This is a genomic window from Streptomyces sp. NPDC091281, assembly GCF_044757425.1.
Taxonomy (GTDB): Bacteria; Actinomycetota; Actinomycetes; order Streptomycetales; family Streptomycetaceae; genus Streptomyces.
In genome coordinates this window covers 59,656-74,725 of record NZ_JBIVUY010000015.1, presented here as the reverse complement: position 1 = coordinate 74,725, position 15,070 = coordinate 59,656, and the positions used below count along the sequence as shown (strand labels likewise).

The window sequence follows — 15,070 nt, the reverse complement described above, 5'->3', positions numbered from 1 at the left end:
TGGGGTGACGCAATTGCGTCGCCCCATCCGCCCCTCTTTGCCGTCCTTTGCCAAAATTATCCGACTGTTCGTGGCGCGAATTGTTTTCTAAAATGCGGATACGGAAATGGAGAAACATGCACGGGGGAGAGCGAAGTGAGCACCACACCGACGTGGAAGAAAAACGCACCCCAACTGGATGACAATGACCGCAGAATATTGCGTCACCTGTACAGCGGTTTGAGTGATGCGTCGATCGCCCGTCACCTCGGTGTGGGGCACCGCACGATCCAGCGCAAAGTGCAGCGCCTGATGGAACACCTCCAGGCCAACGGACGGGTCGCCCTCGGCGCCCGCGCCCAGGAGCTGGGGCTGCTGGACGAGAACACCAGGGGATCGGCGGGGCGCTGACCGGGCCGACCATGCCCCTCCGGGGCACCGGAGCCGACCCCGACCTCCCGGCGTGATCCGCGGATCAGCGGGTCGGCCGCAGTCGGCCCAGGTTGTCGGTCGGTCGGCAGGTCGTCGACGTCATTCCGTCGGCGCACGGTTGGTCGACGTTCAGTCCGTCCGCGTGCAGTTGGTTGACGTTCCGTTGGTCGAGGTAGTGGCCGCGTCCCAGCGGCCGGCCACTGGTAACTGGTCACCGCTTCGGTGATCGCCGGTTCGCCGGTCGCCGACCTCCGGGGTCGGCTGACAGCCGAGCGGTTCAGCCCGCCAGCAGCCTCTTCACCACCGCGGCGACCCGGCCGCCCTCCGCCTGACCGGCCACCTTCGGGTTCACGATCTTCATGACGGCGCCCATGGCGCGCGGCCCCTCCGCACCGGCCGCCTTCGCCTCCTCGACGGCCTGCGCCACGATGGCGTGCAGCTCGTCGTCGCCGAGCTGCTTCGGCAGGTACGCGGCGAGGATCTCGCCCTCCGCCGTCTCGCGCTCGGCCGACTCGGCGCGACCGCCCTGGGCGAAGGCGTCCGCGGCCTCGCGGCGCTTCTTCGCCTCCTTGGTGATCACCTTGAGGACCTCGTCGTCGGAGAGCTCGCGCTTCTCCTTGCCGGCGACCTCCTCCTTGGTGATCGCGGCGAGCGTCAGCCGGAGCGTCGAGGAGCGCAGCTCGTCGCGCTGCTTGATCGCGGCGTTCAGGTCATCGTGGAGCTTGGCCTTGAGGGTGGTCATGACTCGATTGTCGCAGGTGCGCGCGGCAGGCCGCCCCTCCATTTAAGGGGTCCCGCGTCAGGGGCACTTGAGGGTCGTACCGGGGAAGGCTCCGGGGCACCTCGGGGTCCGTCGGGGCGCGGCCGTCTGACACGATGGTCGTATGCGCGCGCGATATGCGGTACCCCTGTCCATCGCGGCGGCTGGCGCCGCCGGTGTGGTGTACGCGGCGGGTTTCGAGGCCCGCTCCTTCCGGCTCCGCCGGGTGACGGTCCCCGTCCTCCCGGCCGGGATGCGGCCCCTGCGCGTGTTGCAGGTGTCCGACATCCACATGGTCGGCGGGCAGCGCAAGAAGCAGCGCTGGCTGCGCTCGCTGGCCGGGCTCCGCCCCGACTTCGTGATCAACACCGGCGACAACCTCTCCGACCCGGAGGGCGTCCCGGAGGTCCTCGACGCGCTCGGCCCGCTGCTGGAGTTCCCCGGCGCGTACGTCTTCGGCTCCAACGACTACTACGGCCCCAAGCTGCGCAACCCGGCCCGCTACCTGCTGGAGAAGGCGCAGGGCAAGCACGGCCTGAACGGCAACGCCCCGGCCGTCGGCGTCGTCCACAACCCGTGGGAGGACCTGCGGGACGGGTTCGACGGCGCGGGCTGGCTGAACCTCACCAACACGCGCGGCACGCTCAAGATCGAGGGCGTGTCGGTGGAGCTGACGGGCCTGGACGACCCGCACATCAAGCGGGACCGGTACGCGGAGGTGGCGGGCGGCCCGTCGGAGTCGGCGGACTTCTCGATGGGCGTGGTGCACGCGCCGTACCTGCGCGTCCTGGACGCCTTCACGGCCGACGGCTACGGCCTGACGCTGGCCGGTCACACCCACGGCGGCCAGCTGTGCATCCCCTTCTACGGCGCGCTGGTCACCAACTGCGACCTCGACACCGACCGCGTGAAGGGCCTGTCGACCCACACGTCGGGCGGCCGTACGTCGTACCTCCACGTCTCGGCGGGCTGCGGCGCGAACCGCTACACGCCCGTACGGTTCGCGTGCCCGCCGGAGGTGACGCTGCTGACGCTGGTCGAGCGGGAGGAGTAGCCCCTACGGGCGACGGCGGCTCTGTGGGCGGTCGATCCCCCGAACGGCCCACCCACATAGCCCGAATCACCCCGTATTCCTAGCGTGAGGGGCATGACCGCCCCGATACCGAGGGACATCCCCGACCTGCCGGCGATCCCGCGGACCCACCACACGCTCCTGCCCTCCTACGTCCCCGCCTCGGCGGTCGTGACCCCGGTCCGCCGCCCGCTCACCGCCGTCCTCCGGCTGCTCATCGCCGCGACGGCGGCGGGGTCCGTGACCCTCGCCGTACTGCTCGGCGAGCTGGCCCGCGTGCTGAGCCACTTCGCGGTGCAGAGCGCGGCCCTGCTGGCCCTCGTCACCGTCGTGTCGGCCCGCCGCGCCTGGACGGCCCGCCGCCCGGTCCCCTCCGCCCTGACCGGCGCGACCCTGCTCTACGCCGTGATGACGGCCGTGGTCTACCACGTGCTGCTGGCCGACCGGACGCCGTCGTTCTCGCTGACCACGACGGGCGGCGCGGCACCGTCCGGATGGCACGCGGTGGCCGGCCACCTCCTCCACACGGTCGTCCCCGCCCTCGCGGTGGCCGACTGGCTCCTGCTGACCCCACCGGGCCGCATGCGCCTCCGCCGCGCGGCGACCTGGCTGATCTACCCGATCGCCTACCTCGCCTTCCTCCTCACCCGCGCCGAACTCCTGACCCCCGGCACACCGGGCCGCTCCCTCTACCCTTTTCTCGACACAGCGGCCCACGGCTACAAGCACGTCCTCGCCAACGCACTCCTGCTCGGCCTGGCCTTCTACGCCCTCGCCGTCCTCCTGGTCGCCCTCGACCACGCCCGCCCGAACCCGGTCCGCGCCCGCGCCAAAACCGGATTTCGTCTCCAGCCACCGGTGGGCTAAAGTAAACGACGTCGCCGCGACAGGCAGTACAGCAGCGACATCGGGGTGTGGCGCAGCTTGGCAGCGCGCTTCGTTCGGGACGAAGAGGTCGTGGGTTCAAATCCCGCCACCCCGACAGCTAGATAGCAGATCAGAGGGCCCTTACCGAGTCGGTGAGGGCCCTCTGGCGTTGCCGCGTGTCTAACTGCGTGACTATCGAAACGGGGTGCGTCCCGAGCACCTGCTGAGTGTCTAGGGCCGCCGTTCCTGCAGGCCGAAGATGCCGTCCATGACCACTGCGCCGGTCTGGATCACGGGCCGGATCTGCTTGCGGTAGACCTCCTCGGTGACGGCCGTTCCGGAGTGACCGACGAGCCGGGAGATCTCCTCCAGCGGAACGCCGCGGTCGGACAGCAGGGACACGAAACTGTGCCGCAGCTCCCGAGGCGTCCACTCGGCCGCGTCGAGGGGCGCAGGCCGAACAGCGCGTCGCACGGCGGTTGTTGCAGCGGATGAGGAGCTGACCGGCCGGGAGGGCGGAGTCGGTGATCTCGCGGACGATCTCGCCGGTCGCGGCGTGGACGTCCAGGCGGTGACCCTCCATCCGCACAGGGCGCTCGCAGCCGCCGAGACGCTGGATCTGGCGGGCGTAGCCGCTCAGGTCGCCGCCGTGGCGGGCAAGGGCGGACAGGTGGCGGACGGCTCCAGGGGCGGGAGCCTTGGTGCTCATGGGCGGGGTTCTCCTTGGCCGAGGGGAGTGCGAGGGGAGTTCAAGGACCGGACCCCGGACTACCCGTCCAGGGGGCTAGACAGCATGGGCAGGCCGAGGCGCCGGGAACGGGGATTCAGCGGCGGTCGCTCTTGAGGACCGAGCGGACGACGACCGCGCAGACGGCGACGGACGAGGCGGTGACCGCGACGGCCAGCAGCATGGAGACCAGGACGGCGCCGACGACGAGCACCAGGGCGCCACCGGAGGCGGCCAGGGTGAGCGTGCTGCCGGGCGTGAGCTGGACGGTCGGGCGGTTCGAGGGCGAGGAGTGGTGGGGCTGGACCGGGGCCGGGGCGTACGGGACCGGCATGTGGACGGGCGGGACGTACGGCGCGGGGGTGGCGGGCGCGGTGTCCGGGGTCGGGTACTTCGGGGTGAACATGCGGGCGATCCCTTCTGGTTGGCGGGCCGGGGCGGGGTCAGTCGAGGAGCGTGGCGACGGCGGGGGCGAGGACGCTGTGGGCGACGAGGTAGCCGCCGAGGAGGAGCAGCACGACCAACCACCACGGTGGGCGGGCCAGTTGGATGCCGAGGACGGCGACGACGAGGACGGCGAACCAGAGCGGGACGGTCATGGCGGGGACCTCCTGTCAGGCCTTGCAGCGGTGGGTGCGGGCGGCAAGTTCGGCGGCGGCGCGGCTGTCGTACTCGGCGGCGAAGTCGCAGCGGGGCGCCGTGCAGGCGGCCAGGTGGCGGGTGCGGCCACGGGCGAGGAAGGTGGCGACCTGGACGGGGCCGATACGGCGGACGTCGCGGAAGCGCGGGGTCATGGGGGTCCCTTCTCAGAGGTGGGCGGCGACGGACGGCGTCATGGACGGGGGCAGGCCGAGCCGAACACGTACGGCGTCGGGGTCGGCGGCCCGGCCGGTGGTGGCGCGGTGCTCTGCCGCCAGGGCGCGGACGCGGTCCACGAGGGCGGGCGGGAGGGGCGGGACAGGGGTGGCAGGAGCGGCAGGGGCGGGGGCTGTCGTAGTGGTCGAGGTGGACGGGGTGGACTCCTGCGGGCCCTGCGCGGCGGGGAGTTCGGGGGTCGGGTCAGCAGGTGGTACGTAGGCCGGGACTGGGGCAGGGCCGGGGGTCGGATCAGGAGCGGTGTCCTCGGTCGCCGGTACCGCCGTACGCCCGTCCGTCGCGCGGGGTGTGTGGGCCAGGAGCGTGCCGCCGAAGAAGGCGACAGCGGGCCAGCCCGCCACGATCACCCGGAGGGGTGCGGGGACGGCGTCCAGGTCGAGGAGTCCGGCGGTGGCGACGTTGGCGCCGAGGGAGGCGGCCAGCGCGATCAGGAACCAGAGCCTCGGTCCCCCGGCGGGGTGTCCGGCGCGCTGCTGTTCGCGCATCCGGCGCCAGGCGGCGACCAACAGGAGGTCGACGCTGACCGGGTAGGCCCACGCCTTCCAGCCGCCCTGTCCCGCGGCTTCCGCGAGGTCGTGCAGGTGGGAGAAGGACAGGGCGCCCGCGATGACGGCTTGCACGATCACGGCGTCGAGGCGGGCGAGGTGGGCGCGCATCGGTGCGTCTCCTTCCGGTGTGAGGCATGGGAGGGGTAGGGACGTGGCGCGAGGCGGTCACGCCGACCGGGTGGGGCGGGAACTCGGGCTACTCGGTCGCCGGGCGGGGCGCGGGCGGTGCGGTGGCCAGGCCCGAGGGTCCGGTGGACTCAACCGGGGCGGTGGTTGACGTAGCCGGGCGGAAGGCGTCGAGGCGCGGGAGGTGCGGTGCGAGTGCGGCGGTGGCGCGGCAGACGGCCGCCGCGTCGTCGAGGGTGAGGTGCGGGGAGCGGGCGCGGGACCAACCGCCGGACGCGTCACCGACGATGGCGACGCCGGGCCGGTCGGCCGGAATGCCGGTGGCGGCGAGGGCCGCCTCCGGGGAGATGTCGGCCAGGGCCATGTTCGCGGACGACTCGTCGTTGACGCGGTGGCAGACGCGGCCCGTGAGCTGGGCGCGGAGCATGGTGGCGCCCTTGCCGAGTTCGGAGCCGAAGCGCTGCCCGCACACCTCCAGGTAGATGCCGGCCGCGCGGCCAAGCTGCGCGATCCGGATGAGTTTGGTGACCATGGCGTCCCGGCGCTTCTCGTCGTCGCGGCTCGCGGCGAGGAAGAGTTCCGCGACCTCGTCCACGACGACCACGACCGGCACCGGCCGGGTGCTCTCGGGCAGGCCCCACACGTCCGAGGTGAGTACGGCGTCCGGCCCGGACACCGACGTCAGGCCGATCAGCCGGAACCGCGCCTCCATCTCGTCCAACAGGGCGTCGAGGAGTTCGTTCGCCCGGTCGGGACTGTCCGCGAGCGCCGACAACCGGGGTGCGAACGGGGCCAGTTCGACACCCCACTTGCAGTCGATCCCGACGAGGACGACCGGCCGACGGGCGAGGCCACACAGCAGGTTGCGCAGGTAGACCGACTTGCCGGACTGCGTGGCGCCGAGGATCAATTCATGCGGCACGGTACGGAAGTCCCGTACGTGCCACCGCCCGTCGTCCCGCAGGGCAAGGGGAAGGGACAGCGGGCCGCCTTCGTCTCGGCGCCGGGGCCGTCGTACGTCCGCGAGCACGTCCCAGCCGATCAGGCGCAGTTCGAGCCAGCCGGGGCGGGTGGGGCGGATGTGCACGGCGTGCGCGGCCCACGCGTGCCGCAACCGATCGGCGGAGGCGAGGAAGTCCTCCGGGGCCTGACCGGTCGCCATCCGGAGCCTCATCACCAGGCCGAACCCGGTGGGCAGCGGCAGCGACCGGCGCGGCGGCACGGGCGCGGCCTCCCGCCCGACGAGCCGGGCCGTGGCACGGCGTACGGCGGAGGCGGGCACCGTCAGCCCGCAGGCGTCCATCGTGGTCCGGTAGGTGGCCAGGACACGCACGGCGACGATCGGATAGCCGACGAGCCACCAGAACGCGACCGGCACCCGGCGGCGGAGCATGAGCAGCGCGGCGACTGCCACCAGGAGGAGCGTCAGGGTCCACACGGCGTCGGTCATGGCGCTCAACCCTGGGCCGGGGCAGGCACGTTGACCATGACGGCGTCGGCCCGGTAGGCGATGCCGTGCCGCATTCGGCCGCCGAACTCGCTCTCCCACGGCCGGGCGACGAGACCGGACAGCACGACGGGGGCGCCCATCACCAGGCCCTCACCGATGCCGGGCTCCGGAACGGTCACCTTGATCATGTCCGACCCGCCCTGCGCGATGAACACCAGCTCCAGCACCATGAGCCGCGCGTTCGTCACCGGGTCCACGGCGACCTCACCGGTCTGCCGGTCCTTCACCTTCACCTCGGGCAGCTTCGTGACGAGCAGCGTGGCGGCCGAGACGTCTACGGGGATGACTCGCATGGCAGTTGACCTCACTGAGTGGTGGCGGGCGGCTCGCACCGCCGACGCGAACGAACTGGATACCCCCCTAGACAGCAAGGGGGCGGCCCGCCCTGAACTGTCTAGGGGGGTTGACGGAACAGTAAGCCGACGACCCATCAACTGTCTAGGGGGGTAAACGAGCGTGTCGCGGTCTGGCCGAGGGCCGGGCCGGAGGGGGCGGAGGGCGGGGCCGCTTCGGCTAGGTCGTCAGCGTCCAGTGCACGGCGGTGGCGTCGTCGTGTGCCTTGCCGCGTGGCCAGCGTCGGCCCTCGGGGTCGCCGTCCTCGGCGGCACGTACGCGCTGAACGACTTCCGCGGGCCCGGATGCGTCGAGGACGCTCAACAACCCTTCCCACGAGTCGAGTTCGAAGCGGTCCACGTGTCGTGTGGCGCCGTCGCTCAGCAGGGAGACGGAAGCCAGCGAGGTCCGGGGGGCGGTGCCGGTGAGGGCGTGTTCGGCGGCGCGGGGGTCGGGTCCGGCGATCCAGAACCCGTCGGGCCGGTTGCGCAGACCGGTGAGGGCCTCGCGGTACTCGGCCAGGGCGCGGGCGTGCTCGGGGGTGCCGGTCGGGAGGGCGTCGACCGGTCCGCGCAGGCGCTTGCCGACGTCGTCCAGGCGCCGGTCAGTGACGGCGGTGACCTTGCCGTCCCCGTCCGCCAGGAGGAGCGTCGAGTCCCCGAGAACCAGGTACTCGACAGCGTCCGCGCCGACGCGGACGGCGACGACCGTACTGGTGGGACTGGCCCGGTGGACCAGGTCGCACGTGCCGCCGTGCAGGGCTCTGACGCCGGTCATCGCGTCGGCGAGGCAGTCCGCCAACGGCCGTACGGGGTGCGCCGTGACGGCGCTCAGCAGCAGGCCGCCGAGGGTCGCGGAGAACCAGGCGACACCGTGCGTGCATCCGGTCTCCGCGCCCGCGACGCCGGCGCCGTCCAGGAGCACGGCAGCACCGGGAGCGACGGCGGCGAAGTCCTCGTTGCCCCGGCCGGGTTGGTCGGGTTGGCCGGGTTGCGAGTCGAGGGTGACGCTCACGCGTCCGGCTCTTCGTCGTCGTGCCGGTAGAGGGGGGTGAGCAGTTCGACGGAGCGCGGCTCGCTCGTCTCGGGGTCGTACTCGACTCCGACGAGTGCCGAGAACCGGTGCTCACCGACCTGCCCCCACAGCGAGTTCAGGTCGGAGGCGAGCAACTGGACGACGCCGAGTGAGCCTTGCGTGTGGATACCGGCGATGGCGAGCAACGAGCCCCGGCTGTCGGGCCGTAGGAGCCTGCCGACATAGCCGACGTCGTACGGGCGCGCCGGGTCGCTGTCCTGCCCGGAGCGATGGGCCGTACCGGTCCGTCGGTCGAGAATCGTCCAGTTACCGTCCTCGGCGCGCTCCCAGTGCAGAACCGGGTCCTGGCCGTACGTGTCCCACATCTGCTGGGACATGCGCGGGCCGCAGACGACGACCAGGCCGTCCCGGTTCAGGTCGATGTCACCGGCCACGGGGACGTGCTCGGAGGTGACGTCGAGACCGTAGGACCGTGCCAGGTCCTCCAGCCGCTTGCCGGAGCTGACGTCGTCCACGGCGACGACGGTGCGCCCACGTTCGTCGTCCCGGCGGAGCGGGGTGGCGACGGTGACGGCGCCGCGCCCGAGGAAGGCGCCTTCCGGGGCCGGACCGGTGTGGCGGATCTGGTGGATGCGCCCGCGGCTGAGTCCGGCCTCGGTGGCGATCTGCGCGTACGAGAGGCCCTGCGCGTGGAGGTCCTGGACGACGCGGCGGCGCAGCCGCGCGAGTTCCGTGACCTCCTGCTGCGCGTCGGCCAGCCGGGTCGTGACCTCCCGCAGGAGTTGATACGGGTCATCGATCGCCATGATGCGCCGCAACTCGTCCGACATGACCTCTCCTCCTAGGATCACCCAGGAGTCTAGGGCTCTAGACAGAACGGGCGCGAGCCGCCGACCCGAACGGACGCCGATGACGTAGAAGGTGGCTCGCCGTCTCGGGACGCCTCTGGGGCTCACCGTCGGACCCCGTGGCGCACAGGATGGGGCGGCACTGCGGTGCGGATCATCCGGCGGGCACGCGGGGCAGGTCGGCCCAGACCGAGCACTCTCCCTTGGCCAGGTTCTTCACGCCCCAGTCCTTGGCGCTGGCGGCCACCATGCTGAGGCCGCGCCCGCCCTCTTCCACCGCGGAGACGTGCTCGCGGAGCCGGGGTTCCGTGTCGCCTCCCTGGTCGATCACCTGGATACGGATCAGTTCGTCGTTGAACCCGACGATCACCAGGAACCAGCCCCGGTACCAACCGCTCCGGGTGTGCCGTACGGCGTTGGCCGCCAGTTCTCCCACGACGAGCACGGCGTCATTGATCAGGCCCGGATGTTCGCCCTCCAGCAGACCGGCGACGTAGTGGCGCGCTTGAGCCACCTGCCAGGCCTGACCAGGGAAGATGCGGGACCACTTTGCGGACATGCACTCTCTCCTCCGCGTCTAGGGGGCTAGACGATGCAGTGAGCAGAGTATGACGGAGTCAGGCGCCAGACTAGGTATCGAAGAGAATTATTCCTCTAACGAGTGGTGCTCTCGTCCAGATTCCGGAAGTCCTTCATCACACCGAGTACCAGCTCACGGGCTTCTGCCCCGAAGTCGGCGGCTTCCTCGAAGCAGGTGAACGTGTCCTCGTAGACGACGACTTCGGCCGGGTCGTCCAGGACTCGTTCGTCCCGGAGGGTCTCGACGGCGACGGCGGTGCGGTCGAGGAGGGTGAAGCCGTGGCGCGGTAGGGCGGGTACGGGGCGCGTCCAGGGGATGACGCCGAGGCGGACGGTGCTCAGGCTTTCGACGGCGAGCAGGCGATCGAGCTGGGCGAGCATCAGGGAGGGTGTGCCCGGCCAGGTACGGAGGACGCCCTCGGTGAGCACGAACACGGACTCGCGGCCCGGCTCGTAGAGCACGCTCTGCCGCTCGACGCGGGTGGCGACGGCCCGGCCGACGGCTTCCGGGGTGACGCCGGGTGCGCTCTGGAAGGCGTGGCGGGCGTACTCGGCGCTCTGGAGCATGGCGGGGAGAACGACGCACTGGAACGAGCGGACGAGGCGGGCGGTGCGTACGGCGTCATCGAGCAGGGTCCCGGCGGGGGTAGCGGTGTTGGGGGTGTCCGGCGCGGCGGTTTCTACAGCGATCAGGAGGTCCCGCACCTCGCGGACGGTCGGGGCGTCGAGGCCCAGGCCGTCACAGAGGCGCCCCAGGACGTCGGGGCTGGGCACCATGCGCCCGTTCTCCACCTTCGACACGGTGGGCTGACCGACCCCGGCCCGCTCCGCCAGCACCGCACCCGTCAAACCCGCCTCAACCCGAAGCCCCCGAAGACGCACACCCAGCGCCCTCATCCGCTCCCGCCGCTCACTCCCCATGCCAGCGTTCTACACCACCGGGGCGCCCGACCCCGGATCGCGGGAGTCGGCCAACGCCAAGAGCAGGCTTCGGGCCCGTGATTCAAACTTTCTCTACTGGTTCAAGGCGGCTCGCTCCGCTCCCCGCACGCGGCCCGGCCCCCGGCCGGGCCTGCGCTCCTGCCTTCGTCCCGCTCCAGCCCGGCCGGCGCCCGTGCCGCGCGCACAGCAATCAGCCGCCTGATGTCAGAGAAGGGGTACGTCGTGGCTGGGGCGGTCGGCTCCACGGCTTTACGGAGCCACTTTGGCGCGAGCCTCGCAGATCATGGCTCCAACGTCGTGCTTTACCGGGCAGGTCCACAGACTGCCCGACGCGCCGGAAGCTTACGGGGCCATGATCACTCGCGCCAAAGCAGCGCCACCCCAAAGCCGCTCCACCAACCTGATGCGTCATCTGACAACCGGCTGCTTTTCAGCAATGAATGCCCTAAGTTTTTCAACAGCCTGGAGACCAGGGGCATCCAACTCGATACTCGTCTCAGAAAGTATGTGAGAAAAAGAGTCACCGTCGATCGCGATCACTCCACTGTTGCGGCACAAGAGCCAAGCTTCTCGACTGATAGTTCCGCTCGTCATGAAGAGGCTGAAGATTGGATCACAAGACCTAATCTTCATGTCCGGATACCTGTCATTGACGGAGCCGTACTCTCCGCTGCGCGCCAGTTGAACCGAACCTACAAGCTCTCGAAGATCGAAAGTCGCCACCTGAGTTGCTTCGAAGTGCTTGGCCTGCCCGATCACCCAAACGCAAAACTTGTCGAAAACTGGTGGGTATCCTGCGATATCAGCCAGCGCGCCACCTACCCTTAGGCGACCATAAAAATCAATACCTTGATCGGCTCTGTAAGGGGTTAGTTTCACTTCATATGCGCCCAGGCCTTCGAGCGCTATAACGCACAATTTTTCGAACTCCGCTGGCTCTAGTTGACCAATAGCTGAAGCCAGACGATGAGTGGCACTCCGACGACGTTTACGGCTAGCCGTATCTTCGTCATCTATGCCACTTTCAATGAAGCATGCCCCTTGCAGATACAGGACGTCCGATGAGTTGAACGCATATCGCAGGCTTCGCCCATCTTGAATTAGCTCATTATGCAGAGCAGTAAGCCGCTGTGAGACTCTACGCAGCGAGTCCTCAGCCCACATCTGCGCATCCAGCTCGGGTACGGAAAGTTGCGCGTACGCTGCCGTTATCAGCTCTACTAAATGCTGTGGCGGATCATCGATGTCGACTGAGGCAATCAGCCTGTCGACAAGGACGTTGAATCTGGGTCTAGCCATGCTATGAGAGAGCCAGGCGACGGTACGTGTCGAGGACGTCCTGCAGGGTCTGACTCAGGGTCTCCAATACGGCTAGGTGTTCCGGCTCAAGCCTCCGCAGTTCGAGAGCCGGGATGCCCGCCAAGGCCTTGTTTGCCTCAGCTACCTGAGTGGTCCAAGCGTGCTGCAACTCCTCAGTCTTCGCTACGGCGAGAGCCTCCGCAAAGCTGCGATTAGGATCGGTGAGCACCAAACGAGCCTCGGGTGAGCCAATAATAGTCTTAAGCTCGCGCACTTCATTAGCAGTAGTGATCTTCGCTTTGGTTTCCAACCCCTCGTCGTTTTGAATCGAAGCAATCAACTCATAGAAGTGGCGAAGGTTTGTTTCATCCTTAAACTCTGAAGACGACTCGTCCCACTGAAGCCACTGACGAATCATCGGCTGAGATACTGCCTCATGGAACATTGGATACATTCGCCGCTCGCAGTACTCCGAGAACTCCTCATCCTCCTCCATTTGGCGGAGGGCTTTGAAAGCGCGAAAACGGCGAGTGACTTCACGCGTGGACATACCAAGACGCGCGCCGATCTCTGAAAACTCCAAATCATGTTCATCATGTAGCTCGGAAACCAATTTGGAGCTCTGATAGGAGCCCCACTGCCTCACCCCACTCACGTGACGAATACCCATGAGTGACAGATGGAGGGCGGAGTCATCACTTTCGACGCAGGAGACAGGGAGCTCCTGAAATACAGTCACAACCCCCTGCGGCACCTCGATTCCCGCCTCATGGTCCTCTTTCAGGGAGCGCAATGCAGCAACGCGCCTGTTTCCCTCAATTACAACGAAGAGATCTCCTCGCCCGTAAGGCCTTACTATGATGCGCTCGAAGGTCAGAAATCCGTTATGCCTGATCGAGGCTTTGAGATCATTGATCCCCTCGCCACGGATCCTTTCGAACGTCTTACGCTGAACCATTGCTTCATGGAATCGCGTCGCCTGCGCGAACTGGAATGTGGGGTCATCCTGGAAGCGGTAGTTGTTCGGATCCAGCAACAGTTGATCGAGCTTCACGATTCGCTCGACACCGTTTTGCATAACTACACCCCTTTAGTCACGCGCATGCGATAAACGACGCAGGGAGCGGATTCTACAGCATATGCGCAACACGTTGGCAGGGGACACAGTTACTGGGAGAGGCGAGGAAGCAGATAGGGCCGTGCTCAGTCTTACAGTCGTCAACAAGGGAAGACTGCCCAAGCCGTTGCACTCCGACACACAAGCGCCCTCCCAGGCCGTCCTGGGGCTGTGGAAGGGCGCTCGGTGGTGACCGACGTCGACAAGTGCCGACAGCTCGGTAGCGGGTCGCAGCGTTGATCGATGGGGCGGCCGCAGGACGCGGCCGCCTGTGATCAGTTGTGGCTGTGCAGGTCATCGGTCACCGGGGGTCCATGTTCAAAAACGTCGACGAAGCACGGTGCTCCCCGCAGACAGCCCACCAGCCTTCGCCGCCCTTGTGCCAGACCCGTGCCAGATCGTGCGGGGAACCACGGGGAACACCGGGGAGCCGGCCGACCGCCCATAGAGCCCCGACACTGCTCCGTCGCATCTCAACCCCAGAACGAGCCCTAAACACCCTTAGCTTCCCAAGCTGATGGCCCGTGCTCGGTCGTCACGGGGCCGGCCGTCGCGGGGTGCTCTGGTCGGCGGCGCAGGCCAGCAGCGTGGCTGAGGCCGGTGGGGGTGCAGTGAGGCATACGCGCGCCTGGTCGATCGGCGCACCCGCCGTCGTGGCTGACTGTCGTCGGCTGAGGTTCGTGCCCCTGCCGTGCCAGATGCAGCGGTCAGCCACGATCAACGCGGGCGTCTGGCGGTCGAGTTGCTGGGCGCTCACCGGTCATGGAAGCCCCAGGTCACCGGCCCGACGACCCGGCCTATCTCTCAAAACGGATTTTCCGTTTCAAATCCCAGCGAATTCTGCAGCAGCTCCGCCAGCACTCCACAGGAATGAAAGGCCGCAGTGCCCTCCGCTCAAACCGCGGTCTCGTAGAGCCACCGGCGAACCACGGTGTAACCGTCAGGAAGCTCGTTCCCTGTCAGTTCCCTGTGCCTCGCCTTGGCCTCTTCTCTGGCGTTTTGGCCAGCGGGAAGCCTCCGCAGGAAGGGGTCACGGTCAGGGTCGAGGAAGGACTGACGAGATTGCCCCTCCGCCTCTTCAGGCGCAGAGAGCGGGTCCCAATCCTCGACCTCGTACCTCTCGGCGTCCCGCCCTTCGATGCGATTGGCGATCACAGTGGCCAGGATCACGCCGCCGATGGCCAGAGTTGCGCCACCAGCGGCGCGGAACTTCGGCTCGTGCTTCTTGCACCAGTTCTTCGCCTTGGCGAAACGGGTGGGCTCGCCATCCTCGAGGAGCGCAGAGTCGTTCACACGCACATACTTACCGGACCCATCCCTCACCTGTCAGGCAATCACCTGACATCGCCCGATCAAGGTCCCTAGCCAGTCCGGCCAGCCCGCGCGTCTCAGCTTCCGTCTCATGCAGCCCCGTTCACGGCCATGCAGCGTGCGCGGCAACGGCGCTGTCAGAGCCTGGGCTTACGGTCCAGGATATGGCAATCAGACCATCAACACGTTGGCGTGCGCGCCTGGACGAAGAGGCAAGAGAACTCGCGGCCGGGACGCGAGCCCCGAGTGATGCCGTTCTGTCGAAGCTCTTCCCTGAGTCGCTGCTGGCGGCGACGGATGAGGCGCTGCGCGCGTTCGAGTCGGACGTAGAGGCGCACCGGGACCAGGACGACAAGCAGGTCTTCAAAACGATCAAGCGTGCCGTTCTGGTGCTGAACGAGATCAACGAGGATCACGATGGTGGCGGCTACGAGACTGAGGAGCGTGAAGAGTTGTGCCTCTACATTGATCAGACGCTGATGGAGCACGGCATAGATGTCCCTGCTCTGGCAGCGAGGCGAGGCATCAGCCGCACCGAGATTACGGACGACTGGCGGGATTGGTAGCCGTTGCTGTACAGCAACCACCAGCGACCGACACCAGCCCGCACGACCCGCCCCTCAGCTCGTATGACCCCCGATGACCGATCTCTCCAGAGCTACGGGTCAGACGGTGCCCGTGCCCCTGTTGTGCCCGATCGCTCGGGAAC

18 protein-coding genes, 1 tRNA gene and 2 pseudogenes are annotated in these 15,070 nt (G+C 68.2%); 5 read left to right on the top strand and 16 right to left on the bottom strand.

Translation table 11 applies throughout. The features are described from left to right. Positions 1 to 135 precede the first annotated feature (135 nt). On the top strand, positions 136 to 390 hold the full coding sequence (locus tag ACIQPQ_RS32280; protein ID WP_401311016.1) for a LuxR C-terminal-related transcriptional regulator: 255 nt from the start codon (positions 136 to 138) through the stop codon (positions 388 to 390). Between the two features lie 298 nt (positions 391 to 688). Here the strand turns inward: ACIQPQ_RS32280 and ACIQPQ_RS32275 are convergent, their stop codons facing one another. Continuing rightward, a complete protein-coding gene (locus ACIQPQ_RS32275; RefSeq protein ID WP_401311013.1) occupies positions 689 to 1,153 on the bottom strand; it encodes a GatB/YqeY domain-containing protein in 465 nt (154 codons plus the stop codon). 142 nt (positions 1,154 to 1,295) lie between these two features. Between ACIQPQ_RS32275 and ACIQPQ_RS32270 the strand changes: the two genes are divergently transcribed. The 3 genes from ACIQPQ_RS32270 (at position 1,296) to ACIQPQ_RS32260 (ending at position 3,225) form a co-directional block, all read left to right on the top strand. Next, entirely contained in the window at positions 1,296 to 2,225 is a 930-nt protein-coding gene (locus tag ACIQPQ_RS32270; RefSeq protein WP_383771905.1) for a metallophosphoesterase, read from the top strand. Between the two features lie 93 nt (positions 2,226 to 2,318). After that, positions 2,319 to 3,110 (top strand): Pr6Pr family membrane protein, encoded by a 792-nt coding sequence (locus ACIQPQ_RS32265; RefSeq protein WP_401311010.1) that lies wholly within the window; start codon positions 2,319 to 2,321, stop codon positions 3,108 to 3,110. 41 nt (positions 3,111 to 3,151) lie between these two features. Beyond that, a tRNA-Pro gene (locus ACIQPQ_RS32260) sits at positions 3,152 to 3,225 on the top strand. Between the two features lie 116 nt (positions 3,226 to 3,341). Here the strand turns inward: ACIQPQ_RS32260 and ACIQPQ_RS32255 are convergent. From ACIQPQ_RS32255 to ACIQPQ_RS32185, 15 genes and pseudogenes are all read right to left on the bottom strand, one after another. Continuing rightward, a pseudogene (locus ACIQPQ_RS32255) lies at positions 3,342 to 3,584 on the bottom strand (tyrosine-type recombinase/integrase); the annotation flags it as partial. Between the two features lie 28 nt (positions 3,585 to 3,612). After that, positions 3,613 to 3,693: pseudogene (locus tag ACIQPQ_RS32250) on the bottom strand (hypothetical protein); the annotation flags it as partial. Positions 3,694 to 3,934: 241 nt separating this feature from the next. Next, the gene (locus ACIQPQ_RS32245) at positions 3,935 to 4,243 is read right to left on the bottom strand and encodes a SpdD protein (protein WP_401311007.1); all 309 of its coding nucleotides are present in this window, start codon (positions 4,241 to 4,243) and stop codon (positions 3,935 to 3,937) included. A gap of 37 nt (positions 4,244 to 4,280) precedes the next feature. Further along, positions 4,281 to 4,436, bottom strand: a complete 156-nt coding sequence (locus ACIQPQ_RS32240) for a hypothetical protein (protein WP_179165911.1) — start codon at positions 4,434 to 4,436, stop codon at positions 4,281 to 4,283. Between the two features lie 15 nt (positions 4,437 to 4,451). Further along, a complete protein-coding gene (locus tag ACIQPQ_RS32235) occupies positions 4,452 to 4,631 on the bottom strand; it encodes a mobile element transfer protein (RefSeq protein ID WP_085212113.1) in 180 nt (59 codons plus the stop codon). A 12-nt stretch (positions 4,632 to 4,643) separates the two neighbouring features. After that, positions 4,644 to 5,369, bottom strand: a complete 726-nt coding sequence (locus ACIQPQ_RS32230) for a DUF2637 domain-containing protein (protein ID WP_401311002.1) — start codon at positions 5,367 to 5,369, stop codon at positions 4,644 to 4,646. Positions 5,370 to 5,457: 88 nt separating this feature from the next. Next, positions 5,458 to 6,837: an FtsK/SpoIIIE domain-containing protein gene (locus ACIQPQ_RS32225; RefSeq protein WP_401310999.1), complete on the bottom strand. Its 1,380-nt coding sequence runs from the start codon at positions 6,835 to 6,837 to the stop codon at positions 5,458 to 5,460. Between the two features lie 5 nt (positions 6,838 to 6,842). Beyond that, complete coding sequence (locus ACIQPQ_RS32220) at positions 6,843 to 7,190, bottom strand: hypothetical protein (protein ID WP_085212119.1); 348 nt, start codon at positions 7,188 to 7,190, stop codon at positions 6,843 to 6,845. 220 nt (positions 7,191 to 7,410) lie between these two features. After that, positions 7,411 to 8,244, bottom strand: coding sequence for an integrase (locus ACIQPQ_RS32215; RefSeq protein ID WP_401310996.1), 834 nt, complete (start codon positions 8,242 to 8,244; stop codon positions 7,411 to 7,413). Then, a complete protein-coding gene (locus ACIQPQ_RS32210) occupies positions 8,241 to 9,095 on the bottom strand; it encodes a sigma-70 family RNA polymerase sigma factor (protein ID WP_401310993.1) in 855 nt (284 codons plus the stop codon). Before ACIQPQ_RS32210 ends, ACIQPQ_RS32215 begins: the two co-directional genes overlap by 4 nt. Positions 9,096 to 9,267: 172 nt before the next feature. Continuing rightward, positions 9,268 to 9,672: an ATP-binding protein gene (locus ACIQPQ_RS32205; protein ID WP_401310990.1), complete on the bottom strand. Its 405-nt coding sequence runs from the start codon at positions 9,670 to 9,672 to the stop codon at positions 9,268 to 9,270. A 95-nt stretch (positions 9,673 to 9,767) separates the two neighbouring features. Then, positions 9,768 to 10,613, bottom strand: coding sequence for a helix-turn-helix domain-containing protein (locus tag ACIQPQ_RS32200; RefSeq protein ID WP_401310987.1), 846 nt, complete (start codon positions 10,611 to 10,613; stop codon positions 9,768 to 9,770). Positions 10,614 to 11,042: 429 nt separating this feature from the next. Then, complete coding sequence (locus ACIQPQ_RS32195) at positions 11,043 to 11,933, bottom strand: restriction endonuclease (RefSeq protein WP_401310984.1); 891 nt, start codon at positions 11,931 to 11,933, stop codon at positions 11,043 to 11,045. A gap of 1 nt (position 11,934) precedes the next feature. Next, positions 11,935 to 13,011, bottom strand: coding sequence for a ParB N-terminal domain-containing protein (locus ACIQPQ_RS32190; RefSeq protein WP_401310982.1), 1,077 nt, complete (start codon positions 13,009 to 13,011; stop codon positions 11,935 to 11,937). A 933-nt stretch (positions 13,012 to 13,944) separates the two neighbouring features. Beyond that, entirely contained in the window at positions 13,945 to 14,343 is a 399-nt protein-coding gene (locus ACIQPQ_RS32185) for a hypothetical protein (RefSeq protein ID WP_401310979.1), read from the bottom strand. Positions 14,344 to 14,525: 182 nt separating this feature from the next. Here ACIQPQ_RS32185 and ACIQPQ_RS32180 point away from each other — a divergent pair, with 182 nt between their 5' ends. Beyond that, positions 14,526 to 14,927: a hypothetical protein gene (locus ACIQPQ_RS32180; RefSeq protein WP_401310976.1), complete on the top strand. Its 402-nt coding sequence runs from the start codon at positions 14,526 to 14,528 to the stop codon at positions 14,925 to 14,927. The last annotated feature ends 143 nt before the right edge of the window (positions 14,928 to 15,070 follow it).